The following is a 25,915-nucleotide window of genomic DNA, read 5'->3' as shown; positions in this document are numbered from 1 at the left end:
CCGGAGGGGGCCGTCACACCAGACCGGAGGGGGCCGGTCGGTAGGCTCGTGGCCATGGTCAGCACGCGCTCGTGGCGGAACGGATCGGCAGCCGAGCGGGACTTCCCGGTGGAGCGGGTGTCGGACTGCATCGCCGACGGCGACGGCTTCGTGTGGGTGGACTACACCGATCCGGACGCCTCGGACCTGCGACAGCTCGAGGACGAACTGGACATCCACGCGCTGGCGGTCGAGGACGCCGTCGAGCGCGGTCAGCGCCCAAAGCTCGACCGGTACCGCGACAGCCTGTTCCTGGTGGTCTACGACGTCCAGGGTCGTGACCGCGACGGCGGGCTCGTCACCCGCGAGGTGAAGGCGTTCGTCACGAAGCACGCCCTGGTGACGATCCACGGTCCCGAGGTGGACACGGCCGCGATGGAGCGTCGCCTCACCTCGAACGCCGACCTGGCGGGGCACGGGGTGCCGTGGCTCGTGTGGGGGTTGCTCGACTCGGTGGTCGACCACGCGACGGCCGAGATCGAGGCCATCGAGCAGGACATCGACGACCTCGAGGACGACCTGTTCGAGCGGGGCGACCCCCGCGAGCAGCAGATCCAGCGCCGGTCGTTCGCGCTGCGCAAGGCGCTCGGGGTCATGCGCCGGCTCGTGGTCCCCACGAAGGACAGCGTCGCCTCGCTGTTGCACGGTGACGCCGAGACCGTCGCCGACGGGGTCCGGCCCTACTTCCGCGACGTCGAGGACCACCTCGTCTCCATCGCCGACTCGGTCGAGGAGCTCCGCGATGCCGTGTCGAGCGTGCTGGACACCAACCTCAACCTGGCCTCGAACCGGCAGAACACGGTCATGAAGAAGGTCACGAGCTGGGCGGCGATCATCGCGATCCCCACGGCGATCACGGGGTTCTTCGGGCAGAACGTGACGTTCCCGGGTGAGAGCTCGTGGAGCGGGCTGTACCTGTCGCTCTCGCTCATCGTGGTGACGTCGCTGGTGCTCTACCGCGCGTTCAAGCACCGCGACTGGCTGTAGTCCGGGAGCACCGGTCGGGCAGCACGGTGCGAGGTTCGCGGCCACACCCGGCGGGCAGCACCGTGCGAGCTTCGCGCCCCGTGCCGGGTTGATGGTCCCTTGCGAGGAACCAACCGCGCACGAGACGAGCAACCGCGCACGGGCCCGGAACTCGGCACCGTGCTCCCGCGCCCCGCGCCCCGCGCCCCGCGCGCCGCTACAGCCGCAGCGCGAGCACGCCGGCGACGACCGTCAGCGGTGCGACGACGCAGCCGAGCGCCATGTACCGACCCCACGACAGGTGCACGCCCTCGGCGGCGAGCCGCGCGTGCCACAGCAGCGTCGCGAGCGAGGCCCACGGCGTGATGAGGCAGCCGGCGTTCACGCCGATCAACAGCGCGGCGTAGCGCAGGGCCTCGTGGCCGGCTGCCGGCTCGAGCACCAGGTAGGCGGGCAGGTTGTCGATCGCGTTCGCGGCCACCCCGCCCGCACCGGCGAGCACCAGGAGCGACCCGGTCCCCGTCCCGCCCGGCAGCGCGTTGACGATCGGGTCGGTGATGCCGGTCGTGTGCAGCGTCTCGACGACGACGAACAGACCCGCCGCGAAGACGAGCGTCGACCACGGCACCCGCGAGGGCTTCAGTTCGGACGGTGCCCGGAAGGCCGCGACCACGACGAGCGCGACGGCAGCGACCACGGCGGCGATCCACACCGTGACCCCGGCGGTCAGGGCGATCACGAGGGCCACCAGGACGATCGAGGCCGCCGTGAAGAACACCCGGTCGGCCGGGGGTCGGACCGTGACGGGCGTGTAGCGGCCGAACAGCTTGCCGCGGAACACGACGAGCAGCACCGCGCATGGGACCACGACGCCGGCGAGTGCGGCCCAGACCATGAGCCCGGCGAACGGGATCGGACCGTCGAGCCCGATCCGGTCGACGGCGAGCAGGTTCGTCAGGTTCGACACGGGCAGCAGCAGCGAAGCGGTGTTCGCGAGCCAGACGGTGGTCAGTGCGAACGGCATCGGGGGCAGGTCGACGCGGCGCGCGAGAGCGATGACGATGGGCGTCAGCAGCACGGCGGTGGTGTCGATCGACAGGAACACGGTGCAGAGCACGGCGAGGACGACGACCGCGCCCCAGAGCCCGATCGTGCGGCCGCCGCCGATGCGCGCCGCGACGTCCGCCAGACGGTCGAAGACCCCGGCGTCAGCGGCGAGCTCGGACACGATCGTCAGTCCGAGCACGAACCCGAGCACGGGCAGGACACGGTCGGCGAGTTCGACCAGGTCGGGGACGGGCAGCAGACCGAGGGCGACGCACACGGCACCGACGACCAACAGGACTGCACCGATGACGGCTTGACGCACTGCGACTCCTTGGTGAGCGGCCGCGATCGGCGGCGCTCCAATGTAGCGACCAGTAGCGTGGAGGCCGACGACGACAGGAGGAATCCGTGCGCAAGTTCTTGTTCAACGGTGCGGTGTGGAGTTCGATCATCAGCGGCTACAGCGTGATCCAGACCACGCGGCAGGGTCCGCGCGACTGGCGGCTCGCCCTGACGTGGGTGGCCTGGTTGTCCACCACGATCGTGGCGATCGGCACGGTGGTGGAGGACGACCGCGCGGTCCGGTCGCGCCAGCCGTGACCTGAACGCTCCATCAGACGGGAGGCCCGGTGCCAGCTGGCACCGGGCCTCCCGTCTGCTCTCGGGGGTGCGGCTACCGCTCGGACGGCGGGATCTTCGCGGTCTGGATCGGACCGGTGAAGAGCGCTCCGCGCTCGTCGTCCTCGCCGAAGAGCGAGCTGTCCCCCTCGGCGGAGCGGCCGCGCGGCCGCGCCGGCACGCCGGGTTCGGCGAGCTGCACCCGCTGGATCGGCAGCGCGTCCGGGTGGGTGCGCTGGATCCAGTCGACCATCTCCTCGCGGACGTAGCAGCGCAGGTCGAACAGGCCGCCGGCGTCCGGAGCCGTCACCAGGATGCGGACGCGCACGAGCCCGCCGACGGCGTCCGTGACCTGCAGGACCTTCGTGCGGCGGTCCCAGATCGTCGAGGTCTCGAGGATGCGGTCGAGCTCCTTGCGCATCTCGGCCGGGCTGACCCGCCAGTCGAGGTCGAACTCCACGGCGCCGAGGAGCTCGCTGCTGGTGCGGGTCCAGTTCTCGAACGGGGTGCTCGTGAAGTAGGTCGAGGGCAGCACGAAGCGTCGGTCGTCCCACAGGTGCACCACGACGTAGGTGAGGGTGATCTCCTCGATGCGACCCCACTGCGTCTCGACCACGACGACGTCGTCGACACGGATCGATCCCGAGAACGCGAGCTGCATGCCGGCGATGACGTTGCCGAGGGTCGACTGCGCGGCCAGGCCCGCGATCACCGAGATGAGTCCGGCTGACGCGAGGACGCTCGCGCCGGCGGCCTCAACCCCCGGGAAGGTCAGCAGGATCGCGCCGACGCCGATGATGACGAGCACCGCGACGGTGACCCGTCGCAGGATCAGGACCTGCGTGCGGACCCGGCGGGCGACGCGGTTGTCGGGGACGTCGACGCGGTAGCGGTGCAGCCCGAGGCTCTCGAGGAAGACCGCGAGCTCGCACGCCAGCCACGTGCCGACGCCGATCGTCGCGACGAGGAACGCATGCGAGACGTGCCCGCGCCACGGGGACGCGTCGCTGTCGGGGACCGAGGTCGCGAACGCGACCCAGAGCGACGCGACGAGCAGCATGGTCCTGGCGGGGTGCTTGGTGCGACGGGAGAGCGCGGCGGCCCAGCGCTCACGGCGTCCGAGCGTGCGGAACACCAGGTGGAGGACGAGGGCGGCCACGGCGGTCGCGAGCAGGGCGAACCCGACCGCGATCAGGAGGCGGAGGAGGATGTCCATCCGACCATGGTGCCGGATCGACGACGTCCGTCGTCCAGGCCGCGGACAAGTCGATGCGCATGTAGCGTGTCGGCCATGACAGCGCAGAACGACACGGGCGTGGACCGTGCGAAGGCGAACGACTTCTCGCACGAGCAGGAGGGCTACCAGCACGGGCTGAAGCCCCGGCAGCTGCAGATGATCGCGATCGGCGGCGCGATCGGTACCGGTCTCTTCCTCGGTGCCGGTGGACGACTGCACACGGCGGGGCCGGCCCTGGCGGTCGTCTACCTGATCGCCGGCGTGTTCGCGTTCTTCATCCTGCGGGCACTGGGCGAGCTGGTGCTGCACCGCCCGTCCTCCGGCTCGTTCATCTCCTACGCACGCGAGTTCTACGGTGAGAAGTTCGCCTACGCGGCCGGGTGGATGTACTTCCTCAACTGGGCGATGACGTCGATCGTGGACACCACCGCGGTGGCGCTCTACCTGCAGTACTGGCGCGCGTTCACGGCCGCGCCGCAGTGGCTCCTGGCGCTCATCGCGCTGGTGGTCGTGCTGGCCGCGAACATGGTCGCGGTCAAGGTGTTCGGTGAACTCGAGTTCTGGTTCGCGATCATCAAGGTCGTCGCCCTGGTGGCGTTCCTGGTCGTCGCCCTGGTCTGGCTGATCTTCGCGTTCCCCGTCGAGACCGGTGGCGAGGCGGTCCGGACCGGCTTCTCGATCTGGCAGGACAACGGCGGTCTGATCCCGAACGGCCTGCTGCCCGCGGTGCTCGTGGTGCAGGGCGTCGTGTTCGCCTACGCCGCGATCGAGCTCGTCGGCACGGCGTCCGGCGAGACCCAGGACACCGAGAAGGTGATCCCCCGCGCGATCAACTCCGTCGTGCTGCGCATCGCCGTGTTCTACGTCGGGTCGGTCGTGCTGCTGTCGCTCCTGCTGCCGTACACGTCGTACAAGGAGGGTGAGAGCCCCTTCGTGACGTTCTTCTCGTCGCTCGGCAACCCGCAGGTCGGTGTCGTCGTCGGGTCGATCATGAACTTCGTCGTCCTCACCGCCGCGCTGTCCTCGCTCAACGCCGGGCTGTACTCGACCGGCCGCGCACTGCACTCGATGGGCATGAACGGGTCCGCGCCGAAGTGGACCACGAAGATGACCAAGGGCGGTGTGCCGTTCGCCGGCATCCTGCTCACCGCGGCCTTCACGGTCGCCGGCGTCGCCCTGAACTACTTCGTCCCCAGCCAGGCGTTCGAGATCGCACTGAACATCGCGAGCCTCGGCATCATCACCGCCTGGGGCACGATCATCCTGTGCCAGATGCGCCTGCGGCAGTGGGCGAAGCAGGGCCTGGCGAAGGAGCCGTCGTTCAAGCTCCCCGGCGCCCCGGTGACCTCGTGGTTGACGCTGGCGTTCCTGGTCTCGGTGCTCGTGCTGATGGCGATCGACTGGCCCGTCGGCACGCTGACCATCGCGTCCCTCGTCATCATCATCCCGCTGCTGGCCGTCGGCTGGTTCCTGCAGCGCGACCGGATCCTCCGCATCGCCCAGCTGCGCGAGGGCGTCACCGGCCCCTACCCGGTCACCGGTCGTGACCCGGCGAACCAGGTCCGCCGCGACGCCACGGACAAGGAGTGACGCTGTCCGCGCAGCGCGACCCGCGTCCGAGCGACGCGGAGCGCTCCGGCGTCCCCCAGTACGATCAGCGGGTGCCGGACCGCTCTGCTTCCCCCACGCTCGACCTCCAGCTGACCTGGCGTGGCGCCTTCGGCCGCGTGCGGGTGTTCCCCGACCGGGTGCACGCCGAGACGAGCTACGAGCGCGACGCGCTGCAGCCGGTGCCCATGGACGCACTGCGGGGCTGGCGCATCCAGCCGTGCGACTTCGACGCGGTGTGCGTCGAGTTCCTCACGCCGGACGACACGTGGCGGGTGCTGCTCGACACGTCCGACGAGCAGGTCGCCGCGCTCGCGTTGCGCCGGGTGCTCGGACAGCCGGTGCCCGCCGACTCCTGAGGCCTGGCAACGACCCCTGCGTCGCGCGTCACGCGGTGTACTGCATCACCCGGAACGATGCGCCCTGCGGGTCGACGACGTCGGCTGCGCGGGTCGCCGATCCCTCCCACGTCGCGAGCACACGTCCTCCGAGCGTCGTGACCCGGGTTGCCGTGTCGTCGCGGTCCTCGACCCCGAAGGTCACGTACCAGTCGTCCGGTCCCTCGTCGACCCGGGCGAGCGCCGCGACGACGTCGGCGAACTCCGCCGGCGCGCCGGCCTGCCGTTCGCGGATCTGCGGGTCGGACGTCGCCGCGAGGTGATCGCCGTACCCGGGGAGCAGGAGCATCGCGCTCGGGCCCTCCTGCACCGACGACCGCTCCCAGCCGAAGAGCCGTGCGTAGAACGACAGCGCCGCATCGGGGTCGGTCGAGCGCAGGTCGCTGAGGACCCAGCCGCCGGGAGCGTTGATGTACTGCGCCCCGAGGCGGTCGCGCGCCTGCCAGAGCGCGAACGTCGCACCGCGCGGGTCGACGCACTCCGCGCCCCGGCCGGCAGCCCCTCCCGGACCGGCGTCCATCGGTGCCGTCGCCGTCCCGCCGAGGTCGACGACACGAGCTGCGGTGACGTCGACGTCGTCGACCGCGATGGTGGTCCCCCATGCGGCCGGATCGTCGCTCGAGCCGATCGCGCCGACGTCGTGGCCGTCGACGCTGGCGATCCGGTAGGACCCGGGCGCCGACGGCGGAAGCCGCTCCTCGAACCGCCAGCCGAACAACCCGCCGTAGAAGTCGGCTGCGGCGTCCGGGTCGGGGAACCGACCCTCGATCCAGCTCGGGACGCCCTGCGGGTACCTGCGTGGTGTCGCGTCGGTCATCGTGGCCTCCGATCGGGTCCGGTCGATGCGCTCCGGTCTACTCCGCCCCGAAGCCGTGCGACCGCCCGATCGCCGGAGCCCACGTCACGACCCGATCGGTCAGTCGTCGGTGTCGACCGTGTTCGTCACGACGTCACCGGAACCGGCGTCGATCCGGATGCTGTGCTTGGTGCCCGCGGAATCGCGGACGTCGCCCTCCCACACCACGGTGCCGGTGTGGTCGTCGAGCCCGAGCTCGGTGACGGTGCCAGCGACGGTGTCGGTGAGCCGACCCGCGGCGTCCTCGACGTCGAGCTCCGCGGCGGCGACGAACCGACGGTGCTCAGCGACGTCGTCGGCGTCGGTGTCGTCAGCGCGCGGTGTCCCCTCGGCACGGGTGCCGGCCGCGTCGGTGTGGACCTCGTGCTCCGCCCCGTCGTCCGTCACGACGAGGACCTCCCACGCCGAACCGTTGCGCTCCTGCTCGACCGAGATCACGGTGCCGGACCCGACGGCCTCGCGGGCGGTGGCACCGGCGGCGACGAGCGCCTCGTTCGAGTCGGACGCGGTCCGGGCGCCAGCACCGGTGGACGGCCCGGTCCCCGCGGACGAGTCGCTCCCGGATGACGAACCGACACCGGCGGTGTCCGTGTCGTCGGAGTCGGCGCAGCCGGTGACGGCGAGGGCTCCGGCGAGCAGGACTGCTGCGGAGAGGGCGATGCGGCGGGTACGGGGCATGTCGGTGATGGTCATGCGGTGAGCCTGCCGACCGGGTGCTGAAGCAGACCTGAAGCGAGCTGGCCGGACGGTGGACGCCGAGGGCCCGACTCTGCACGGCTCCGGTGCCGAGTGCGTCCGGCGCCGCCTGCACCCGGAGGTCAGTCGCTGCGCGGGAGCCGGACGACGAACCGTGCGCCGCCGCCAGGGGCGTCCTCGACGCGCACGCTCCCGCCGTGCGCCCGGACCGCGTCCCGCACGATCGCGAGCCCGAGTCCCGATCCGCCCTCGTCGCGGCTGCGGGCCTCGTCCAGCCGGACGAACCGGTCGAAGACCCGCTCGCGCTCCGCCGGCGCGATCCCGCTCCCGTCGTCGTCGACGACGACCTCGGCTGTGTCGCCCACGGTGCGCACCCCGACGGCGACCCGACCATCCGCGTGCCGGACGGCGTTGTCCACGAGGTTCCGGACCACCCGTCCGAGCAGCCGCTCGTCGCCGAGGACCCGCGCGGGTCCGATCCCCGAACCGTCCACCGCGACGAGACCCGCCGACCGCACGCGCGCGACCTCCGCCAGGGCGAGGTCGTCGAGGTCCACCGGGCGTCCCTCCACTGCTCCCCGCTCGTCGAGCCGCGAGAGCTCGAGCAGCCCGTCGACGAGCGCGGCGAGACGGTCGTTCTCGGCCGACACGACGTCGGCGAGCTCGACGAGGTCGACGCGGTCGGGGTGCGCCCTGGCGACTGCGGCGTGCTGCCGGACCGAGGCGATCGGGGAGCGCAGCTCGTGCGATGCGTCCGACACGAAGCGCCGCTGCGCCGCCGCCGAGCGGTCCAGCCGCTCGAGCATGTCGTTCATCGTGGCGGCCAGCCGGGCGACCTCGTCCCCGGTGCCCGGAACGGCGACCCTGGCTCCGCGGGACGCTCCCCCGACTTCCGCGACCTGCCGCCGGATCCGCTCGACGGGGCGGAGTGAGCGCCCCACGACGACCCAGGTGCCGACACCCATGAGCAGGACGAGGACGGGCACCCCGACGCCGAGCAGCGTCACCACGGTGGTGGTCGCAGTGTCGGCCGCGTCGAGCGAGGCACCGAAGACGACGGTCGCCTCGGTGCCGTCCGGCAGGTCGACGTCGTCGGCGACGAGCAACCACCGGTCGCCGTCGTCCGACCACCGCGACTCGTCGGCCGTCGGCAGCGCGGGCGGGTCGGCGTCGTCCCCGTGCGCCAGGACGCGGCCGCCACGGCCAACGACCTGCACCAGGACCTCGTCGTAGCCGTCGACGGCACGCGCGCCGTCAGCCTCGACCCGGGCCGTGGCCTGCTCGAGACCGCTCTCGGCGGTGCTCCGGACGCCGTCGAGCAGCACCAGGCGGAGCACGGTGACGAACACCACGGAGCCCACGACCAGCGCCGCCAGCACCAGCAGCACCGCCGCGAATGTGGTCCTGGCGCGGACGCTCCGTGGCCGCGACAGCGCTGCGCGCTGCGCACGCTCAGGCATCGGCCACTGCCAACCGGTACCCGGCGCCGCGCACCGTCTCGATCGTGGCCCGCCCGAACGGCCGGTCGACCTTGCGGCGCAGGTGCCCGACGTACACCTCGACGATGTTCGGGTCCCCGTCGAAGTCGACGTCCCACACGTTGTCGATCACCTGCCGCTTCGAACAGACCTGCCCGGCTCGTCGCACCAAGAACTCGAGGACCGCGAACTCCCGGCTCGTCAGGTCGAGCGCGACGCCCCCGCGGTGGACGGTCCGGGCAGCGGGGTCCAGCACCAGGTCGCCGACGGTCAGGACGCTCGGCCGCTCCCGTGCCCCGCGCCGCACCAGAGCGCGCAACCGTGCGACGAGCACCGGGTGCGAGAACGGCTTGGTGACGTAGTCGTCGGCCCCGGCGTCGAGCGCCTCGACCTGGTCCCACTCCCCGTCCTTCGCCGTGAGCATGAGCACCGGCGTCCAGTCGTGGTCGGCGCGGAGCTGCGCGCAGACGGCCCATCCGCTGAGCCCCGGCATCATCAGGTCGAGGACGATCGCGTCGTAGTCGAACTCCCGCGCGTGCCACAGCCCGTCGACGCCGTCGTGTGCCACGTCCACGGCCCAGCCCTCGGCCTCGAGACCCCGTCGGACGCCGTCCGCCAGCCGGACCTCGTCATCGACCACCAGGACACGCATGGACCGCAGTCTGTCGTGCGGCGCTGAAGCGCCGCTGAAGTGGCGGCACACGCCGCATCGGACGGGAGGCCCGTGGCGGCGCCGCCACGGGCCTCCCGTCCGTCACTCGGTCGCGTCCGGAGCCGGGCGGGAGCCGATCAGACCAGCAGCAGGATCCCCGCGACCACCGAGGCGAGGGTGATCGCCATCGCGACGAGCAGCAGGACCAGGTGCACGCGGTAGAACGTGGTCGGGCGGCCGGAAGCGTCACGGGCCCGGGTGTCCTTCGCGACCCGCTGGAAGAAGCGCGGCCAGGCGATGAGGTTGAAGACGGCACCGATGAACAGGACGACTGCGGCGAAGACGAGCACCGGATGATCCTACCGAGCGGGGCTGGAGCGGCCGGTGCCCGTGCACAGCGATCGGCAGCGCACAGCGATCGGCAGCGCACTGCACACGGCCAGCGGCGGCGCTCGGCCGCCCCCAACGCGGCCGAGTCCCACCGGCGATCACCACACGGATGTAGCAATTGCTACAGACACTACACGGTGGTCGAGACGTCGTCGAGCCACCCGTTCGGGTCACCGTCGCGCTCCCCACCGTGGCGCGCGCCGGCCACGACACGGAGCCGCGCCGGCCCCGACCAAGCCCGGACGAGCGCACGACTCGTCGCCAGTGGGACGGTGCGGTCGGCGGCGCTGTGCACGACGAGGAGCGGCATCGTCGCGCCGGTGACGACCGGCGGCCGGACCCGCAGCGGCACGGGCTGGCCTGCGAGTCGAGCCAGCCCGGGCACCGCGAGCAGCGCGAGCACCCCGTGGCCGAGGGCACGACCGAGCCGGCCACCGCCGACGCCGTGCGCGATGGTTTGGACCCAGTCGGTGAGCGGCCCCGTGAGCACCACCGCCCGGACCGCGACCGGCAGCGGGCCCGCGCGGTCGAGCACGCGGAGCCAGAGGAGCGCGCCGAAGGACCAGCCGAACAGGACGACCTCCTGCGCGCCCGACGCGGCGGCGAAGCGGAGCCAGGCGAGGGCCTCGTCGGTCTCACGCTCCCCGAACCCGTGGCGACGGGCCGGCCACCGTGCCGAGTGCGCTGCGAACAGACAGGTCAGGCCGTGCTCGGCCAGGGCGGGGGCGATCTCCTGGTGCCGGAGCGGATGCGAGCCGAGGCCGGGCAGTGCCACCGCCCACCGGGTGCCGGCACCGACGGCGGGGGTCACCCAGCCGGGCAGGTCCTGGCCGGCGGCGTCGGGGACCGCGACCCGCTGGAGCATCGGCGCCGGCTCGGTCGCCGGGGCCGGGTACAGCGCCGCCGCACGTCGGGCGACGAACGCCAGTGCCCCGACCGCCGTGGCGGCGAGGCCGACCGTGATGCCCACTGCTGTCGCGGCACCGCGCCGTGTCCTACGTGACATCGAGCGCGGCCTCGGCGTGGGCGAGCACGGCGCGTTCGCGGTCGCTCAGGGACGCCCGGGTGCTGCGGACCCCGTCGTTGATCTCGACGATGAGCCGGCTGAGTCGCGTTGCCGGGTCGTCGGTCGCGGGGTACTCGTTGTCGCTGCCGAGCCGGGCGTGCAGGGGTGCCAGGGTCGCGATGGCGCGCTCGACGTGCCGCGATCGCCGGGCCTGGGCGACGCGGTGGCCGATGACCAGGAGCAGCATGCCGGTCGCGACGAAGACCACCGCGCCGGGCGTCAGGACGTCGTACGGCAGCGAGAGCGTTCGGAGGAGGGACAGGTCCCCCAGCACGTGGGCCAGGTCCATCACCACGACGACGACCATGCGCACGACACCGAATGCCCCGCCGACGACGAGCACCCACAGCCCGACGAGGTCCGTCCGGACGCGGGCTTCGCGCAGGTGCAGGACGCAGATGATCCCCGTGGCGCCGAGCGCGACACCGAGGTAGACGGTCTGCGCGATCGAGTACACCGCCGCGGACGGGTGGTCGCCGGCGTCGAGCATGAACGTCGTCGTGGTCGGGGGCTTGTCGAGCACGGCGAACGCGGTGACGATCACGACACCGACGACCGCGCAGAACACGATGATCGCGTTGCGCAGCCAGGGTCCCGCAGCGCCGACGGCCTTGGCCACGCCCCACAGCAGCGTGCTCGTCCCGGCGATCATCAGGCAGTCGCTGACCACGGTCACGACGTTGAACCCGCCGAACAGCGGGTCGAGCCACCGGTACAGCGGGTCGACGTTCGTGACGATCGTGGCGCAGAACAGCAGGAACGTGACGGCGAGGGTGCGGTCCTGGCCGCGCTGCAGGACGAAGAGCACGACGGCGCCGGCGACGAGCAGGACAGCCTGGACGACGGCCAGGATCACAGGAGCGTTCCCGTTGCCGTGGCGTCGAGCCGGGCCCGCACCGGCGGTTGCCCCGTCATCCGAACACGCCGCGGAAGGCGCTGGGCCGACCGCGGTGGTCGCGGATCAACGCCGCGAGCTCGTCGGCGAACAGCTCGGCCTCACGCTCGAACTCGTTCTCGAACAGCCCCCGGGCCATCGCGCGCTCGACTTTGTACTCGGGCAGGTCCGGGATGACGTCGCGGATGTACGCCGACTGCGCCGAGGCCTCGTGGTGGGCGTGCAGCACGTGGCCGAGCTCGTGTCCGATGACGAACGAGCGGAACGTCGTGGACGGGGTCGGCGAGATCATGATGAGGTGCTGGTGTTCGAGCGTGGCGACGAAGCCGCAGACCGGCTCGGCAGCGAGGAACGCCTCTTCGCGGACGACGATCGGCTTGCCGACGACCTGCGCCGCGGCGGCGACGGCCTGGTCGACGCTCGACCACCCTTCGGCACGGCCCCGTTCCCAGAAGCGCGCGACATGAGCGGTCACGGCACGATCCCCCGCTGCGACTCTTCCTCGATCACGGAGGCGATCCGCCGCAGGGCCTCGGGCGACAGCTCGCCGGGGAACGTCCGTGCCGCGAAGCCGCTGACCCGGGCCGACCGGAGCGAGCGGACGAGGGCGAGCTGGGCGCCGATGCGCTCGGGGACGTCACTGTCCTCGAGCAGGAAGCGCTCGTCGACCTCGAAGAACCCGGCCAGCAGCTGCAACAGGGCGGTGTCCCGGTTGCGGCGTCCGTCGCCGGAGAGCATGTACGTCCACTTGGCCCGCGAGAGCGACCCGCCACGGGCGTCGATGTACTCCTCGATCGCGGAGAACGGCACCGGGGTCCCGCGCTGGGACTCCTCGAAGTCGAGCAGCAGGTTGAGACGGCGAGCGAGCTCTGCGGCGTCGAGGGCACCACCCTTGGGTTCCCGTGTCATCATGCTTCCCCCCGGACCGCCTCGGGGACACCGCCTGTGCAGACGCAACCCCTCGGATACACGGGAACCCCCGCCGGAGCGAGGGTTCCTTGTTCGTGGTGCACCCCCTCGGACTTGAACCGAGAACCCACTGATTAAGAGTCAGTTGCTCTGCCAATTGAGCTAGAGGTGCATGCCCGTGTTGCCTGGGCTTCGTTGTGGTGTGTGCCGCAACGGGAATCAACAATAGCATGGGTTTCGCGTGCCCGAGAACACCTGCGGGCACCGACCGAACAGGAGCACCATGACCGACCGCCTCACCCCCGGCGACACCGCACCCGACTTCACGCTGCAGGACCAGGACGGCGCCGAACACACCCTCGGAGCGCTGCGCGGGCGCAAGGTCATCGTGTACTTCTACCCCGCGGCGTCGACGCCGGGCTGCACCACCGAGGCGTGCGACTTCCGCGACAACATGTCGTCGCTGCAGGCCGCCGGCTACGAGGTCCTGGGCGTGTCCAAGGACGAGCTCCCCGCCCTCAAGCGGTTCCAGCACGAACAGGCGCTGACCTTCCCGCTGCTGAGCGACCCGGACCTGGCCGTGCACGAGGCGTACGCGGCCTGGGGCGAGAAGAACAACTACGGCAAGGTCGTCACGGGCACCATCCGCTCGACGATCGTCGTCGACGAGGACGGCCGCGTCGAGCTCCCGCTCTACAACGTCAAGGCGACGGGGCACGTCGCGAGTCTGCGGAAGAAGCTCGGCCTGGTCTGAGCGGTGTCGTCTACTCCACGCGACGGGCCAGCGCGGCCGTCACCGACTTCGACAGCACCAACGTGATCGCGACCAGGGCGGGCAGCAGCAGTGCCCACCCGACCGACGGCACGCGGAAGACGCCCTGGAACGCGCCGATCGCGAGCGCCCCCTGCAGGACCTGCCACACGATGATGCCGCTGCGCACCCAGGGGCGGCGGCGCCAGAGCCCGACGAGCATCGAGCCGAGCCAGAGCGCAGCGATCGCCGTCAGGACCGTGAGCGCGATGCCGGAGGCCAGGCTCGAGGCGGGCGAGACCACCACCTCGACCAGCAGGACCACCGTCGCCACCACCAGGGCCGCGAACTCCAGCGCGACGACCGCGAGCAGCACGAGCATCGCCCGGGAGCGGGGCTCACGACGCGGCTCGACGGGGTCGTACGAGTTCGAGGTGGGCTCAGACACAGTGTTCCTCCAGCATTGCAACCCTTGATTTGGCCATATCAGTATGGAACGATGTCCGAGGTCGTTTGGACGGCACGATGTGGTGTGCGTCTCCCGTGGTTCGATGCTCCTCCCCCGAGCATCTGCGGGCGTCGGACTCTCCCCGCACGGTTTCCTCCCCACAGGATCCTCCCGTACGTCACATGAGCATGTGCAGAGTCCTCGAGCCCCGAACCACGGCCCCGGCCTGCCGTTCGAGCATCGACATCAAGGAGCACCACCACATGGACTGGCGTGACAAGGCAGCGTGCCTCACCGCGGACCCCGAGCTCTTCTTCCCCGTCGGGAACACCGGGCCGGCTGTTGACCAGATCGAGAAGGCCAAGTCGGTGTGCGCACGGTGCACCGTCACCGAGATGTGTCTGCAGTACGCCCTCGAGAACAACCAGGACTCCGGCGTCTGGGGCGGCCTCAGTGAAGACGAGCGTCGTGCCCTGAAGCGCCGCGCCGCTCGCGCGCGTCGCGCATCCTGACACCGCAGCACTGACCGACCAGCACTGACCCTCGACGCCCGTCGCGCCCCTCGGGGCACGGCGGGCGTCGTCGTGCCCGGAGCGGCGACCGTCTGGAGGCCCGGTGCCGGCCCGCCGGACACGCACCGGGCCTCCAGGTGGTCAGCTCCGTACCGCACCGCGGGACGGACACGACACCGCGCATCGGCGCGGTGTCGTGTCCGGATCCCGGTGTGCTGTCGGTCCGCACCATGACGGGCCTACGCTGCCGCGGTCTCCCACCGGAACGGGATGGAGATCGTGACCTCGGTCCCGCTGCCGGTCAGCGTGTGCCAGTCGATCGTGCCGCCGAGCTCGCCCTGGATGAGCGTCCGGACGATCTGCGTGCCCAGGCCGGAGCCGACCTTGCCCTCCGGCAGGCCCACCCCGTTGTCGCGCACCTGGATCGACAGGTGGTCGTCCGACCGGTGGGCGACGATCTCGACCTCGCCGTCGCGCCCGTCCAGGCCGTGCTCGACCGCGTTCGTCACGAGTTCGGTGAGCCCGAGCGCGAGCGGCGTGGCGGCCTCGGAGGGCAGCACCCCGAACTCCCCCGTCTTCTTCGGGTGCACCGTGGTGTTGTGCGACGCCGCGACCTCGGTCACGAGCTTGAGCACCGAGTCGAAGACCTCGTCGAAGTCGACGTTCTGGCTGAGCCCGGTCGACAGGGTGTCGTGCACGACGGCGATCGCCGCCACACGACGCATGGCGTTCTGCAGCGACGTCCGCGCCTCGTCGGAGTGCGTGCGCCGCGCCTGGATGCGCAGCAGCGACGCCACGGTCTGCAGGTTGTTCTTGACGCGGTGGTGGATCTCGCGGATCGTCGCGTCCTTCGTGATGAGCTCACGCTCCTGGTGTCGCATCTCGGTGACGTCGCGGCAGAGCACCACGGCGCCGATCCGCTCACCGTGGTCACGCAGCGGGATCGAGCGGAGCGTGACGGTGACGCCCTTCGACTCGATGTCCGCCCGCCACGGGGCACGTCCGGTGACCACGAGCGGCAGGGACTCGTCGACGTCGAGCTGCTGCCCGAGGAGCTCGGTGGTGACCTCGGCCAGGGACTTCCGCTCGAGCTCTTCCTCGAAGCCCATCCGGTTGAACGCGCTGAGGCCGTTCGGGCTGGCGAACGTCACGATGCCGTTCGTGTCGAGTCGGATCAGACCGTCGCTGGCTCGCGGGGCGCCTCGGCGCGGACCGGCCGGTGCCCCGAGGTCCGGGAAGTCCCCCGTGGCGATCATCCCGAACAGGTCGTTCGCGCTCGCGGTGAAGTTGAGCTCCTGCCGGCTGGGGGTGCGGGACTCGTCCTGGTTCGAGTGCCGGGTGACGACGGCGATCGGACGGTCGGTCGTCTGCTTGCTCTTCGGGCTGAGCCGACGCAGCACCGGGATCGCCCGCACGCGGGTCGGGGTGTCCTCGTACCAGTCGGGCTCCGCCGAGTCCGTCACGCGCGAGCTGCCGAAGCTCTCGGTCACCTGGTCGCGCCACTCCTCGCGGATCTCCTGCCCGACGATGTCGCGGTAGAAGAGCGTCGCAGCGGACGACGGCCGCGCGTGGGCGACAGCGACGAACGACCCGTCCTCGGCGGTGGGGACCCAGAGCACCATGTCCGCGAACGACAGGTCGGCGAGCAGTTGCCAGTCGCCGACGAGGAGGTGGAGCCACTCCACGTCCGCTTCGGAGGACCGGCCTTGTGCGAGGACGAGATCACTGAGTGTCGACACCGGATCAGTCTAGGTGCGGCGGCCTGTGGAGAAAGGACCTCCGTCCACAGGTGAACACCGGGTGAAATCCGAATGTTGCATTCACCATACGCTCGGTCTCCGATGGAAGGGGCCGGGGTGGCGCGGGAAGCACAGCGGATCGATGACGACGCAGAGGGCGAAGCGTGGGGAGTGAGGGCACCGGGGCTGCCGGACGACGTGGTCGTGGGTGGGGACGGCGGTCTGGTGGAGCCCCTCGAGCCGGACGGGCAGGTCGGACCGGACGGGCAGGTCGGACCGGACGGACCGGTCGGGCAGGTCGGACCGGTCGGGCCGGTCGTCGGTCGACCGGGCGATCCGACTCCCCGCACACTCGATGACCCGGCCGTCACCGCGAAGGCGCTCGCCCTCTGCGTCGCGGAGATCCTCACCGGAGCCCGTGAGGTCGACAGCATCGCGCGCTGGATCACCGAGGACGTCCACCGGCACCTCCAGCAGCGTGCCGCGTACGCCGCGCGTGCACGGTCGGCGACGCGACACCGCGGCCGACGCGCGTCCATCCGGGTCGGCAGCGCCGTCGTCAGCCGCCCGGTCGACGGTGTGGCCGAGGTGAGCGTCGTGGTGCACACACGGTCACACGCCCGCGCCGTGGCGATCCGGCTCGAGGTCCGCGCCGGGCGCTGGCGAGCCACCGCGATCGGCATGCTCTGACGACGCTCGGCCGGATGGTCCGGAGCGTGCGCGGACACGTCCGACGCGACCGTCTGGAGGCACGGTGCCGGTCCGTCGGGCGGGCACCGGGCCTCCGGAGCGGCCGGATGCGGCGGCGGCCAGGAGACGACCGGGATCGACGGACGACCACCGGGCAGACCGACGTCGGGCCCGGTACCTGACGGCACCGGGCCCGACGTGGTCGGTCGTGTGGGCGGGTCAGCCCTTCTTGGCTGCCTGTCGACGGTCGGCGCGGTTGTTCGCCGTGGACGTCGCCTGGCCGGTGGCGGTCGCCGCCGAACCGAAGGCGGAGCCCTTCTCGGGCATCGCGGCCGCTTCTTCCTCGGCCTGGGCGCGCTGTGCGAGAGCGGTGGCTGCCTGCTCGAGACGACCGCGCTCGTCGCGGACCTCGACCTCGCCGTCGATCGACGGCGCGGAGTACTCGAGACCCGGGGTCTCCTCTTCGGAGAGGCCCTTCGCCTCGATGACCGCGTTCTCGCCGTCGGACTGCACCTGGACCTCGAGGTTGAACAGGAACCCGACTGACTCCTCGCGGATCTGGCCCATCATGCTCTGGAACAGGGCATAGCCCTCGCGCTGGTACTCGACCAGCGGGTCGCGCTGCGCCATCGCACGCAGGCCGATGCCGTCCTTGAGGTAGTCCATCTCGTACAGGTGGTCGCGCCAGCGGCGGTCGACCACGGAGAGGACCACGCGGCGCTCGAGCTCCCGCATCGCTTCCTCGCCGAGGCTCTCCTCGCGCTGCGAGTAGGCGAGCTGAGCGTCCGAGAGGATCTCGCGGCCGAGGAACTCCCGCGTCGCCTTGCCCTTCGAGCCGGCTTCGGTGATGACCTCGTCGATGGTGATCGAGATCGGGTACAGCGTGCCCAGCTCGGTCCACATCGCGTCGAGGTCCCAGTCGTCCGGCGAGCCCTCGCCGGTGTGGGTGTCGATCACGTCGTCGACCACGCTCTTCAGGAACGACTGCGTGCGCTCGTGCAGGTCGTCGCCCTCGAGGATGTGACGGCGGTCGCTGTAGATCGCTTCGCGCTGGCGGTTCAGGACGTCGTCGTACTTCAGGACGTTCTTGCGGATCTCAGCGTTGCGGCCCTCGACCTGGGACTGTGCGGAGCGGATCGCCCGGCCGACGAGCTTGTTCTCGATGGCCAGGTCGTCCGGCACGTTCGACCGGCCCATGAGGCTCTCGGCGGCACCGGAGTTGAACAGGCGCATCAGGTCGTCGGTGAGCGACAGGTAGAACCGGCTCTCGCCCGGGTCGCCCTGACGGCCGGAACGACCGCGCAGCTGGTTGTCGATGCGGCGGGACTCGTGGCGCTCGGTGCCGAGGACGTAGAGCCCGCCGGCGTCGCGGACCTTGTCGCCCTCTTCCTCGACGATGGCCTTCTGGCTCGCGAACACCTCGTCCCAGGCGGCTTCGTACTCGTCCGGGGTCTCGGTCGGCGACAGGCCCTTCGCGTGCATCTCCTGCACCGCGAGGAACTCCGCGTTGCCGCCGAGCATGATGTCGGTACCACGACCGGCCATGTTGGTGGCGACGGTGACCGCGCCGAGGCGACCGGCCTGGGCCACGATCGCGGCTTCACGCGCGTGGTTCTTCGCGTTGAGGACCTCGTGCTTGACGCCCTTCTTGGCGAGCAGCTTGGAGAGGTACTCGGACTTCTCGACGCTGGTGGTGCCGACGAGGACGGGCTGGCCCTTCTCGTGGCGCTCCTCGATGTCGTTGGCGACCTGCTCGAACTTCGCCTGCTCGTTCTTGTAGACGAGGTCGGTCTGGTCGCGGCGCTGCATCGGACGGTTCGTCGGGATCGCGACCACGCCGAGCTTGTACGTCGACATGAACTCGGCCGCTTCGGTCTCGGCGGTACCGGTCATGCCCGAGAGCTTCTGGTAGAGCCGGAAGTAGTTCTGCAGGGTCACGGTGGCGAGGGTCTGGTTCTCCGCCTTGACCTCGACGCCCTCCTTCGCCTCGATGGCCTGGTGGATGCCCTCGTTGTAGCGGCGGCCCATGAGGATGCGGCCCGTGTGCTCGTCGACGATGAGGACCTCGCCGTTCATCACGACGTAGTCCTTGTCGCGCTTGAACAGGGCGTCGGCCTTGATGGCGTTGTTGAGGAACGAGATCAGCGGCGTGTTGGCCGACTCGTAGAGGTTGTCGATGCCGAGGTAGTCCTCGACCTTCTCGATGCCGGGCTCGAGCACGCCGACGGTGCGCTTCTTCTCGTCGACCTCGAAGTCCTCGCCGGCGGTGAGCCGACCGGCGATCGACGCGAACTCGGTGAACCACCTGTTCGCTTCCCCCGAGGACGGTCCGGAGATGATGAGCGGCGTGCGGGCCTCGTCGATGAGGATCGAGTCGACCTCGTCGACGATCGCGAAGAAGTGGCCGCGCTGGACCATGTCGGCCGCCTGCCACGCCATGTTGTCGCGGAGGTAGTCGAAGCCGAACTCGTTGTTCGTGCCGTAGGTGATGTCGGCGGCGTACTGCTCGCGACGCTCGGGCGGCGACTGGTTGGACACGATGCAGCCCGTGGTCATGCCGAGTGCGCGGAACACGCGGCCCATGAGCTCGGACTGGTACGACGCCAGGAAGTCGTTGACGGTGATGACGTGCACGCCGCGGGACGGGATCGCGTTGAGGTAGGCGGCCGTCGTGGCGACGAGGGTCTTGCCCTCACCGGTCTTCATCTCGGCGATGTTGCCGAGGTGCAGTGCGGCGCCACCCATGAGCTGCACGTCGAAGTGCCGCATGCCCAGGGTGCGCTTGGAGGCCTCGCGCACGGCGGCGAAGGCCTCGGGCAGGAGGTCGTCGAGGGTCTCGCCGTTGGCGTACCGCTCGCGGAGCTCCTTGGTCTCGTCCTGGAGCTCCTCGTCGGTGAGGCTCGCGAAGTCGTCCTCGAGGTCGTTGATGGCCGAGGCGTACGCCTTCAGCCGACGGAGGGTGCGCCCTTCACCGATGCGGAGGACCTTCTCCAGCACGTTTGCCACGTGAACTCCTTACGGGGTCGTCGCGCGCGGGTGGCGCGCCGATCAGCCAGTCATGCTAGCAACCCGCGGGGGCGGACTGCTGGGAGCAGCGATGTGCGCGGCCCGTCGTCGGACCGCGCACACCGTGTCGATCGGGGTCAGCGCCTAGGCGATCGCGCTGGCGGCTTCCTGCGGCGTGCCCTGGGCCGCGGCGGCGGCGGACGCATCGGCCGTGTCGGTGCCGTCGAGTCCGATGACGCCGTAGTCCCAGCCCTTGCGCCGGTAGACGACGCTCGGTCGACGGGTCTCGGCGTCGACGAACAGGTAGAAGTCGTGTCCGACGAGCTCCATGTAGTAGAGCGCGTCGTCGACGGTCATCGGGGCGGCCTCGAACACCTTCTCGCGGATGACGACCGGCGAGTAGACCTCGTCCGCTTCCTCGCGCGCCTCTTCGTCGACGACGCTGATCGACCCCGTCGCGACGTCCTCGATGAGCTTGCCGTCGGCCGGCACCACGTCCATCCCGTCGAACGCCGACCCGGCGGCCTCGGCCACCGACGTCGGACGGTGACGCCCGCGGTGCACCTTCTTGCGGTCGCGCGCCCGACGCAACCGCTCGGACATCCGTGCGAGCGCGAGGTCGAACGCCGCGTACTTGTCCGACGCCGCGGACTCGGCGCGGACGAGCGGTCCGGGGCCGATCAGCGTCAGCTCGACGCGGTCCTCGCCCTGACTGCTGCCACTCTTCTCGTGGTGGCGGCTGATGCGCACCTCGAAGGCGAGGGCGCGGTCGGCGAGCACGTCGATCTTGTCGGACTTCTGCTCGACGTAGGTCCGGAATCGGTCGGTGATCCCGACGTTCCGGCCTGTGATCGTCACGTCCATGGCGGCTCCCATCCGTACTTCGGCGCGTCGCCTCCATCCGGCGACCAACAACGCCTTGACGGGACACGCTAGACCCGCGGCGCGGCCCGCGTCACGCCATCGCGACACTGCGGCCGGACACCCACCGGATGCACAGTGGACACCGGGCGTCCACCCGGGCGACACGCACCGCTCGACCCTCGCGAGTCGCGAGTCGCGAGTCGCGAGTCGCGAGTCGCGCACAGCGGTCGCGGCCTCACGACTCGACGCTCGCGGTCGCGACGCACCGCACCACCCGCCCGCCCGCGGCCCGGACCGCACGGACGGCCTCGGCCATGGTGACCCCGGTCGTCACGACGTCGTCGACGAGCACGAAGTCGCGGCCCTGCACCCCGACCGCCCGGAGCGTGCCGACGGTGGCGTCGACCCGCTCGAGCGCGGTGCGCTCCTTCTGCCCGCCGGCACCGACCGCTCGACGGCCGCGAACCCGTCGCAGCCGGCCCGTGCCGCGCACCCCACCGCGGCCGAGCAGCAGCACGACGGGGTCGAACCCCCGGCGCCGACGCCCGCGGGGCGACGGCGGCACCCGGAGCACGCGGGTGCCCGGTGGCGCCGCGGCGAGCGCCTGCCGCACCAGGGCGGCGGTGGGCCGTCCGAGTGGGGTGGCGACGTCGACCCGACCGCGCAGCTTCAGTTCGAGCAGCAGCGTGCGCACGAGTCCCTCGTACTCGAAGGCGGCGTCGAGACGCGCCCCGGCGACGAGACGGACGCGACCGGGACGGGCAGCGAGGTCCGCGCGGCACCGCGGGCAGAGCGCGTGGTCCGGTGCCGCACAGCCCAGACAGCTGACGGGTAGGAACAGGCCGACCACGGCGGCCACGGCTGCCCACCAGGAGCGGGTGTCGGACGGGGGCGGTGTCGATGTCATGCACCGAGCCTCCCGTCCGCACCGTCGTCGGGTGGCCCGCCCGACGCAACCGTGGACGGCGGAACCGTCTGCCCGTGCTGTGGAGGAAGGGTTGCTCGTCAGCGCTGGATGCCGAGCACCGACGCCGTGACGCCGGTCCGGTCCCAGCCGCCGCCGGCGGACTGCAGGACCTGCCCGTCGGACATCAGCAGCAGCAGCGCTCCCCCGCTGCCGCCCGCGATCGCCTTCGCGGTGCCGTCCGGTTTCTGCAGGGTGGTCGCCTGGCCGCCGATCGTGGACCGGACGATGCTCGGCCCGCTCGGGCCCTGGCCGAGCGACGCCACGTCGAGGTCGCTCACCCAGGTCGCGCTGACGGCGGTCCCCGTCGCGGCCTGCAGCCGCACCGGGGCGCCGAGTGCCGTCGGGGTGCGGTCCGAGTCACGCACGATCGCCATCACGTAGAGGGCGGGCCCGCCGTCGGTGTCGATCAGCGCGAGGGCCCTGGTCGAGTCGCGCGACACCTGGAAGGACACGAGTTCGCCGTCGGGCAGCGTCGAGGTCACCTGGTGCTGGTCGCCGCGGAAGCCCCACGCCGTGATGGTGCGCGTGTTCGACGACTGCGCGGTCCAGACGAAGCCCTGGTCGTCGACGGACGGCGGGATGAGGTCCTGGCTGTCCGTGAGGCGCACGGGCTTCTTCCCGCTCTGCACGACGAAGACCCCGGCGTCGGTGCCCACCGCGACGTCGGTCCCCGACGCGGTGATCGCGACGGACTCGGGGGACAGCGCTGCGACGGCGTCGCCCACCCCGCTGGCCAGCTTCGCCACGTCCCCCGTGCCGGGTGCCGCGTAGCCGACGGCCTTCCCGTCCACGACGAGGGGTCGGGGGTCGACGTCGGGGTTGACGACCGCGCTGGTGCCGCTCGAGTCCGGGACCGCGAACGTGGTGCCCTCGGCGGTGATCTGGACCGACGACACGGTGGCCACGGAGGACAGCGACCGGGCCAACTGTTCGCGCATGCGCACGCGGTCGACGGTGGTCGCTCGGAGTGCGTCCTGGGAGAGGTCGACCTGCGCGCTGCCGTTGTCGACGGTCACGGCGTTCAGGGAGAGCTGGGTGCCCTCGGGGAACGAGGAGAGCACGGCACCCTTCATCCAGTCGGCGGGACCGGCGAGCAGGGCGCTGACGATCCGGGTGCTCGTCGACGACCGGGCCAGGAACCAGCGTTCGTCCGGCACCAGGTACCGGTACGTCGGGTCGTAGAAGTACAGGGCGTGGGCCTGGAACACCTGTCCGAAGCTGACCGGGGTGAGGATGATGCCGTCCGGCGCGTAGCTGATCCGCCACTGGCCGTCCTGCTTGGTGAACTGGAAGGTCAGCGTCGACGAGGTGGGGCGGACGGCCTGGGTGTACTCGCCGTCTCCGTCGACCGTCGCGCTCGCCGTCAGCGTGTAGGTCAGCTCGCGGTCCCCGACCTGTTCGACGTCGCCGTCGCCCTGCCGGATCGTGGTGCTCTGCCGCGGGTTCCACTTCTGGGCGAACGAGTCACTGAGGAACTCGCGGGCGACGGCGTAGTTGTCCTGCGCGCCCGTGGCGGCGTTCACGAACCCGCGCAGGATCGCGCTCTGGCTCGAGCCGTCCTCGGGGGCACTCGGGCGGTAGTCCACGCCGGACACCGACTCGTCCTTGAGGCTCTGCCCGGTGCGGACCGGGCCGCCGGTGGGGATCGCGGCGCAGGCCGACACCGCGACGAGCGTCACGGCGGCGAGCACGACGGCGAGCACGCGGCGGGTACGGGAGGCGGTGCGGGTCATCGGGAGGGGTCCTCTCGTGGGCCGTCGTACGGCTCGTCGAGTTCGGGCAGCCGGATCGCGGACGTGGCCGTCGGCTCCTGCCCCTGCCGCGGCACGGTCAGCACGAACGCCGACCCCTCGCCGGGCCGGGACCAGACGTCGATGCGGCCGCCGTGGAGCTTGGCGTCGCCCAGGCTGATCGCGAGGCCGAGCCCGGTGCCGCCGATGGTGCGCTTGCGGCTGGGGTCGGCCCGCCAGAACCGGTCGAACACGCGGGTGGTGTCCTCCGGGGGCATCCCGACGCCGTGGTCGCGCACGGCGATCGCCACGGTCCTGGCGTCGCTGTCGACGACCACGTGCACGGGCTTGGCGTCGCCGTGCTCGATCGCGTTGCCGACCAGGTTGCGGAGGATGCGGCGGATGCGGCGGGCGTCGAGTCGCATCGTCGTGTGGCCGCCCGGCGTCGCCAGGCGCAGCTCGACCCCGGCCCGTTCGGCGAGCGGACGGAACTCGTCGACGATGTCGGTGGTCAGCGCGGCCGGGACGACGAGCTCGGTCTCGAGCTCGACCGCCTGGGCGTCGTAGCGCGAGATCTCCAGCAGGTCCGACAGCAGCAGCTCGAAGCGCTCGATCTGGTCGTGCATGAGCTCGGCGGACCGGCTGATCGCCGGCTCGAAGGCGTGGCGCGCGTCGTAGAGCACGTCGCCGGCGAGCCGGATCGTGGTGAGGGGGGTGCGGAGCTCGTGCGAGACGTCGGACACGAACCGCTGCTGGACGCGGGAGAGCTCGGCGAGCTGGGTGATCTGTCGGCTGACCGCGTCCGCCATGCCGTTGAAGCTGCGCGCCAGGGTCGCGACGTCGTCCTGCCCGCGCACCGGGATGCGCTCGTCCAGACGCCCGGCCGCGATCTTGCGGCTCGTCTCGGCGGCGCCGCGGATGGGCACGACCACCAGCCGCACGACGAGCGACGTGACCAAGGCGATGAGCACGATGAGCGCCACACCGCCGATCGACAGTGTCTGGGAGACGAAGTCGAGGGTCTGCTGCGCGTCCGACAGGTCGTAGACCAGGTACAGCTCGTACTGGCCGGCGCTCGGCACCTGCAGCGTCGAGCCGACGACGATGCCGGGTTCCCGTCGGCCGCCGTCATCCAGGCGGACGGCCTGCAGGTGCAGTCGGCCGGTGTTCTTGCCCACTTCTCTCCGGAGCGCGTCGGTGATGACGGCGTCCGGGAACTCCTGGCTCGCCCGGTTCTGCAGCGTCTGCGGCGTGGACTGGTCCGGGGACCGCTCGATGGCGATGCTCGTCCCGCCCGGGCTGGTCGTGTTCGACAGGATCGCGCGCTGCGCCTCGTTCTGCAGCGTCTCGAGTTCGGACTGGTTGTTGTCCTCGGCCGCGGTGGCGGCGTCGAAGATCCCTTGCGCGACGTTCGTGGCCCGTGCGGACTCGGCCTCGATCTGGTCACGCCGCTGTGCGTAGACGTTGCTCGAGATGCTCAGCATGACCGCGGTGCCGATGACGGCGACCGCGAGCCCGGTCGTGGCGACGGTGATCGCCACGGACCGGACCATCAGGGAGCGCCGCCACAGGAACGCGAACCCGCGCCACCCCCGTCTGGCCCAGTGTCGGAGTCGTCGGCGCACGCGCCCCAGGCCCGACGAGCCCGAGGTCGTCGGCGGCACGGGACTCAGGCTCCCCCGGCGCGGTAGCCGACGCCGCGGACGGTGGTCACGATGCGCGGGGCGTCCGGGTCGTGCTCGATCTTCGCGCGGAGGCGCTGGACGTGCACGTTCACCAGTCGGGTGTCCGCCTTGTAGTGGTAGCCCCAGACCTGTTCGAGCAGCATCTCGCGCGTGAAGACCTGGTTGGGCTTCTCGGCGAGGGCACGCAGCAGGTCGAACTCGAGCGGGGTGAGCGCGATGACGGCGTCGCCGCGGCGGACCTCGTGCCCGGGGACGTCGACGGTGAGGTCCCCCACGTGCAGCACGGTGGCGTCCGAGGCCGCCGGACGCAGCCGGGTGCGGATGCGGGCGACGAGCTCCTTCGGGTTGAAGGGCTTCACGACGTAGTCGTCGGCGCCGTTCTCGAGCCCGGCGACGACGTCGGACGTGTCGCCCCTGGCGGTGAGCATGATGATCGGCGTCCCGCTCTCGGCACGGATGCGGCGGCAGACCTCGATGCCGTCGATGCCGGGCAGCATCACGTCGAGCAGGACCAGGTCGGGCTTGGTCGCGTGGAAGGCGTCGACCGCGTCGTTGCCGTCGGCGCTGAACTCCGGCTCGTAGCCCTCGGAACGGAGGACGATGCCGATCATCTCGGCGAGGGCCTGGTCGTCGTCGACGACGAGGATGCGCGGTGTCATGTGATGAGG

The 25,915-nt window shown here is 71.2% G+C and carries 26 protein-coding genes and 1 tRNA gene; 7 read left to right on the top strand and 20 right to left on the bottom strand.

Annotated features, from left to right (window positions below):
• The first annotated feature begins 54 nt into the window (after positions 1–54).
• Positions 55–1,026, top strand: coding sequence for a magnesium transporter CorA family protein (locus ASG04_RS15720; RefSeq protein WP_056126274.1), 972 nt, complete (start codon positions 55–57; stop codon positions 1,024–1,026).
• A 196-nt stretch (positions 1,027–1,222) separates the two neighbouring features.
• Here the strand turns inward: ASG04_RS15720 and ASG04_RS15715 are convergent, their stop codons facing one another.
• A complete protein-coding gene (locus tag ASG04_RS15715; protein WP_056126272.1) occupies positions 1,223–2,374 on the bottom strand; it encodes an SLC13 family permease in 1,152 nt (383 codons plus the stop codon).
• 86 nt (positions 2,375–2,460) lie between these two features.
• On the opposite strand from ASG04_RS15715, the gene ASG04_RS15710 reads away from it, so the two are divergent.
• Entirely contained in the window at positions 2,461–2,652 is a 192-nt protein-coding gene (locus ASG04_RS15710; RefSeq protein WP_056126270.1) for a hypothetical protein, read from the top strand.
• A gap of 73 nt (positions 2,653–2,725) precedes the next feature.
• On the opposite strand, the gene ASG04_RS15705 is transcribed toward ASG04_RS15710, so the two are convergent.
• The gene (locus ASG04_RS15705) at positions 2,726–3,886 is read right to left on the bottom strand and encodes a mechanosensitive ion channel family protein (RefSeq protein ID WP_056126269.1); all 1,161 of its coding nucleotides are present in this window, start codon (positions 3,884–3,886) and stop codon (positions 2,726–2,728) included.
• 75 nt (positions 3,887–3,961) lie between these two features.
• Between ASG04_RS15705 and ASG04_RS15700 the strand changes: the two genes are divergently transcribed.
• Both ASG04_RS15700 and ASG04_RS15695 read left to right on the top strand, forming a co-directional pair.
• Positions 3,962–5,497, top strand: coding sequence for an amino acid permease (locus ASG04_RS15700; RefSeq protein ID WP_056126267.1), 1,536 nt, complete (start codon positions 3,962–3,964; stop codon positions 5,495–5,497).
• A 71-nt stretch (positions 5,498–5,568) separates the two neighbouring features.
• Positions 5,569–5,874, top strand: coding sequence for a hypothetical protein (locus ASG04_RS15695; RefSeq protein WP_156463714.1), 306 nt, complete (start codon positions 5,569–5,571; stop codon positions 5,872–5,874).
• Between the two features lie 28 nt (positions 5,875–5,902).
• On the opposite strand, the gene ASG04_RS15690 is transcribed toward ASG04_RS15695, so the two are convergent.
• The 10 genes from ASG04_RS15690 to ASG04_RS15645 form a co-directional block, all read right to left on the bottom strand.
• Positions 5,903–6,730: a VOC family protein gene (locus ASG04_RS15690; protein ID WP_056126263.1), complete on the bottom strand. Its 828-nt coding sequence runs from the start codon at positions 6,728–6,730 to the stop codon at positions 5,903–5,905.
• A gap of 99 nt (positions 6,731–6,829) precedes the next feature.
• Complete coding sequence (locus ASG04_RS15685) at positions 6,830–7,462, bottom strand: PepSY domain-containing protein (protein WP_056126261.1); 633 nt, start codon at positions 7,460–7,462, stop codon at positions 6,830–6,832.
• A gap of 125 nt (positions 7,463–7,587) precedes the next feature.
• Positions 7,588–8,925 (bottom strand): sensor histidine kinase, encoded by a 1,338-nt coding sequence (locus tag ASG04_RS15680; protein WP_056126259.1) that lies wholly within the window; start codon positions 8,923–8,925, stop codon positions 7,588–7,590.
• Complete coding sequence (locus tag ASG04_RS15675; RefSeq protein WP_056126257.1) at positions 8,918–9,595, bottom strand: response regulator transcription factor; 678 nt, start codon at positions 9,593–9,595, stop codon at positions 8,918–8,920. The genes ASG04_RS15680 and ASG04_RS15675 overlap by 8 nt, the downstream gene beginning before the upstream one ends.
• 137 nt (positions 9,596–9,732) lie before the next feature.
• Entirely contained in the window at positions 9,733–9,945 is a 213-nt protein-coding gene (locus tag ASG04_RS15670) for an SCO4848 family membrane protein (protein WP_056126255.1), read from the bottom strand.
• A 170-nt stretch (positions 9,946–10,115) separates the two neighbouring features.
• Entirely contained in the window at positions 10,116–10,991 is an 876-nt protein-coding gene (locus tag ASG04_RS15665; protein ID WP_156463713.1) for an alpha/beta hydrolase, read from the bottom strand.
• Complete coding sequence (locus ASG04_RS15660) at positions 10,981–11,907, bottom strand: hypothetical protein (RefSeq protein WP_056126251.1); 927 nt, start codon at positions 11,905–11,907, stop codon at positions 10,981–10,983. The genes ASG04_RS15665 and ASG04_RS15660 overlap by 11 nt, the downstream gene beginning before the upstream one ends.
• A gap of 55 nt (positions 11,908–11,962) precedes the next feature.
• On the bottom strand, positions 11,963–12,421 hold the full coding sequence (locus ASG04_RS15655; RefSeq protein WP_056126249.1) for an ImmA/IrrE family metallo-endopeptidase: 459 nt from the start codon (positions 12,419–12,421) through the stop codon (positions 11,963–11,965).
• On the bottom strand, positions 12,418–12,855 hold the full coding sequence (locus ASG04_RS15650) for a hypothetical protein (RefSeq protein WP_146245220.1): 438 nt from the start codon (positions 12,853–12,855) through the stop codon (positions 12,418–12,420). The genes ASG04_RS15655 and ASG04_RS15650 overlap by 4 nt, the downstream gene beginning before the upstream one ends.
• A gap of 96 nt (positions 12,856–12,951) precedes the next feature.
• Positions 12,952–13,027: transfer RNA gene (locus ASG04_RS15645), tRNA-Lys, on the bottom strand.
• Between the two features lie 111 nt (positions 13,028–13,138).
• On the opposite strand from ASG04_RS15645, the gene bcp reads away from it, so the two are divergent.
• Entirely contained in the window at positions 13,139–13,609 is a 471-nt protein-coding gene (gene bcp / locus ASG04_RS15640; RefSeq protein WP_056126245.1) for a thioredoxin-dependent thiol peroxidase, read from the top strand.
• 10 nt (positions 13,610–13,619) lie between these two features.
• Here bcp and ASG04_RS15635 read toward each other — a convergent pair whose 3' ends face one another.
• Positions 13,620–14,054, bottom strand: a complete 435-nt coding sequence (locus ASG04_RS15635; protein WP_056126242.1) for a hypothetical protein — start codon at positions 14,052–14,054, stop codon at positions 13,620–13,622.
• A 263-nt stretch (positions 14,055–14,317) separates the two neighbouring features.
• On the opposite strand from ASG04_RS15635, the gene ASG04_RS15630 reads away from it, so the two are divergent.
• Positions 14,318–14,566, top strand: a complete 249-nt coding sequence (locus tag ASG04_RS15630; RefSeq protein ID WP_017888820.1) for a WhiB family transcriptional regulator — start codon at positions 14,318–14,320, stop codon at positions 14,564–14,566.
• A 239-nt stretch (positions 14,567–14,805) separates the two neighbouring features.
• On the opposite strand, the gene ASG04_RS15625 is transcribed toward ASG04_RS15630, so the two are convergent.
• Complete coding sequence (locus ASG04_RS15625) at positions 14,806–16,305, bottom strand: sensor histidine kinase (protein ID WP_056126240.1); 1,500 nt, start codon at positions 16,303–16,305, stop codon at positions 14,806–14,808.
• Between the two features lie 117 nt (positions 16,306–16,422).
• Between ASG04_RS15625 and ASG04_RS18005 the strand changes: the two genes are divergently transcribed.
• Positions 16,423–16,995 carry an Rv3235 family protein gene (locus ASG04_RS18005; RefSeq protein WP_156463712.1) on the top strand — a complete coding sequence of 191 codons (573 nt, stop codon included), beginning with the start codon at positions 16,423–16,425 and terminating at the stop codon, positions 16,993–16,995.
• A gap of 219 nt (positions 16,996–17,214) precedes the next feature.
• Here the strand turns inward: ASG04_RS18005 and secA are convergent, their stop codons facing one another.
• From secA to mtrA, 6 genes are all read right to left on the bottom strand, one after another.
• A complete protein-coding gene (secA, locus tag ASG04_RS15615) occupies positions 17,215–20,001 on the bottom strand; it encodes a preprotein translocase subunit SecA (protein WP_056126236.1) in 2,787 nt (928 codons plus the stop codon).
• A 144-nt stretch (positions 20,002–20,145) separates the two neighbouring features.
• The gene (gene hpf / locus ASG04_RS15610; protein ID WP_056126234.1) at positions 20,146–20,865 is read right to left on the bottom strand and encodes a ribosome hibernation-promoting factor, HPF/YfiA family; all 720 of its coding nucleotides are present in this window, start codon (positions 20,863–20,865) and stop codon (positions 20,146–20,148) included.
• Positions 20,866–21,100: 235 nt separating this feature from the next.
• A complete protein-coding gene (locus ASG04_RS15605; RefSeq protein ID WP_082518295.1) occupies positions 21,101–21,772 on the bottom strand; it encodes a ComF family protein in 672 nt (223 codons plus the stop codon).
• A gap of 98 nt (positions 21,773–21,870) precedes the next feature.
• Positions 21,871–23,565, bottom strand: a complete 1,695-nt coding sequence (locus ASG04_RS15600) for an LpqB family beta-propeller domain-containing protein (RefSeq protein WP_056126230.1) — start codon at positions 23,563–23,565, stop codon at positions 21,871–21,873.
• On the bottom strand, positions 23,562–25,187 hold the full coding sequence (gene mtrB, locus ASG04_RS15595; RefSeq protein WP_056126227.1) for an MtrAB system histidine kinase MtrB: 1,626 nt from the start codon (positions 25,185–25,187) through the stop codon (positions 23,562–23,564). Before mtrB ends, ASG04_RS15600 begins: the two co-directional genes overlap by 4 nt.
• A gap of 44 nt (positions 25,188–25,231) precedes the next feature.
• Positions 25,232–25,906: an MtrAB system response regulator MtrA gene (gene mtrA, locus ASG04_RS15590; protein WP_056126225.1), complete on the bottom strand. Its 675-nt coding sequence runs from the start codon at positions 25,904–25,906 to the stop codon at positions 25,232–25,234.
• Between the last annotated feature and the right edge of the window lie 9 nt (positions 25,907–25,915).

Origin of the sequence: Curtobacterium sp. Leaf183, from assembly GCF_001424385.1 — a bacterium.
Taxonomy (GTDB): Bacteria; Actinomycetota; Actinomycetes; order Actinomycetales; family Microbacteriaceae; genus Curtobacterium.
Note: the sequence above shows the minus strand (reverse complement) of the source record. Positions and strands in the feature narration are given on the sequence as shown.

What these genes read in the sequence shown, in the direction of transcription:
- ASG04_RS15720 (WP_056126274.1), top strand. Translation starts at nt 55, where the DNA reads ATGGTCAGCACGCGCTCGTGGCGGAACGGATCGGCAGCCGAGCGGGAC.
- ASG04_RS15705 (WP_056126269.1), bottom strand. Translation starts at nt 3,886, where the DNA reads ATGGACATCCTCCTCCGCCTCCTGATCGCGGTCGGGTTCGCCCTGCTC.
- ASG04_RS15700 (WP_056126267.1), top strand. Translation starts at nt 3,962, where the DNA reads ATGACAGCGCAGAACGACACGGGCGTGGACCGTGCGAAGGCGAACGAC.
- ASG04_RS15690 (WP_056126263.1), bottom strand. Translation starts at nt 6,730, where the DNA reads ATGACCGACGCGACACCACGCAGGTACCCGCAGGGCGTCCCGAGCTGG.
- ASG04_RS15685 (WP_056126261.1), bottom strand. Translation starts at nt 7,462, where the DNA reads ATGACCATCACCGACATGCCCCGTACCCGCCGCATCGCCCTCTCCGCA.
- ASG04_RS15680 (WP_056126259.1), bottom strand. Translation starts at nt 8,925, where the DNA reads ATGCCTGAGCGTGCGCAGCGCGCAGCGCTGTCGCGGCCACGGAGCGTC.
- ASG04_RS15675 (WP_056126257.1), bottom strand. Translation starts at nt 9,595, where the DNA reads ATGCGTGTCCTGGTGGTCGATGACGAGGTCCGGCTGGCGGACGGCGTC.
- ASG04_RS15665 (WP_156463713.1), bottom strand. Translation starts at nt 10,991, where the DNA reads ATGTCACGTAGGACACGGCGCGGTGCCGCGACAGCAGTGGGCATCACG.
- ASG04_RS15650 (WP_146245220.1), bottom strand. Translation starts at nt 12,855, where the DNA reads ATGACACGGGAACCCAAGGGTGGTGCCCTCGACGCCGCAGAGCTCGCT.
- bcp (WP_056126245.1), top strand. Translation starts at nt 13,139, where the DNA reads ATGACCGACCGCCTCACCCCCGGCGACACCGCACCCGACTTCACGCTG.
- ASG04_RS15630 (WP_017888820.1), top strand. Translation starts at nt 14,318, where the DNA reads ATGGACTGGCGTGACAAGGCAGCGTGCCTCACCGCGGACCCCGAGCTC.
- hpf (WP_056126234.1), bottom strand. Translation starts at nt 20,865, where the DNA reads ATGGACGTGACGATCACAGGCCGGAACGTCGGGATCACCGACCGATTC.
- ASG04_RS15605 (WP_082518295.1), bottom strand. Translation starts at nt 21,772, where the DNA reads ATGACATCGACACCGCCCCCGTCCGACACCCGCTCCTGGTGGGCAGCC.
- ASG04_RS15600 (WP_056126230.1), bottom strand. Translation starts at nt 23,565, where the DNA reads ATGACCCGCACCGCCTCCCGTACCCGCCGCGTGCTCGCCGTCGTGCTC.
- mtrA (WP_056126225.1), bottom strand. Translation starts at nt 25,906, where the DNA reads ATGACACCGCGCATCCTCGTCGTCGACGACGACCAGGCCCTCGCCGAG.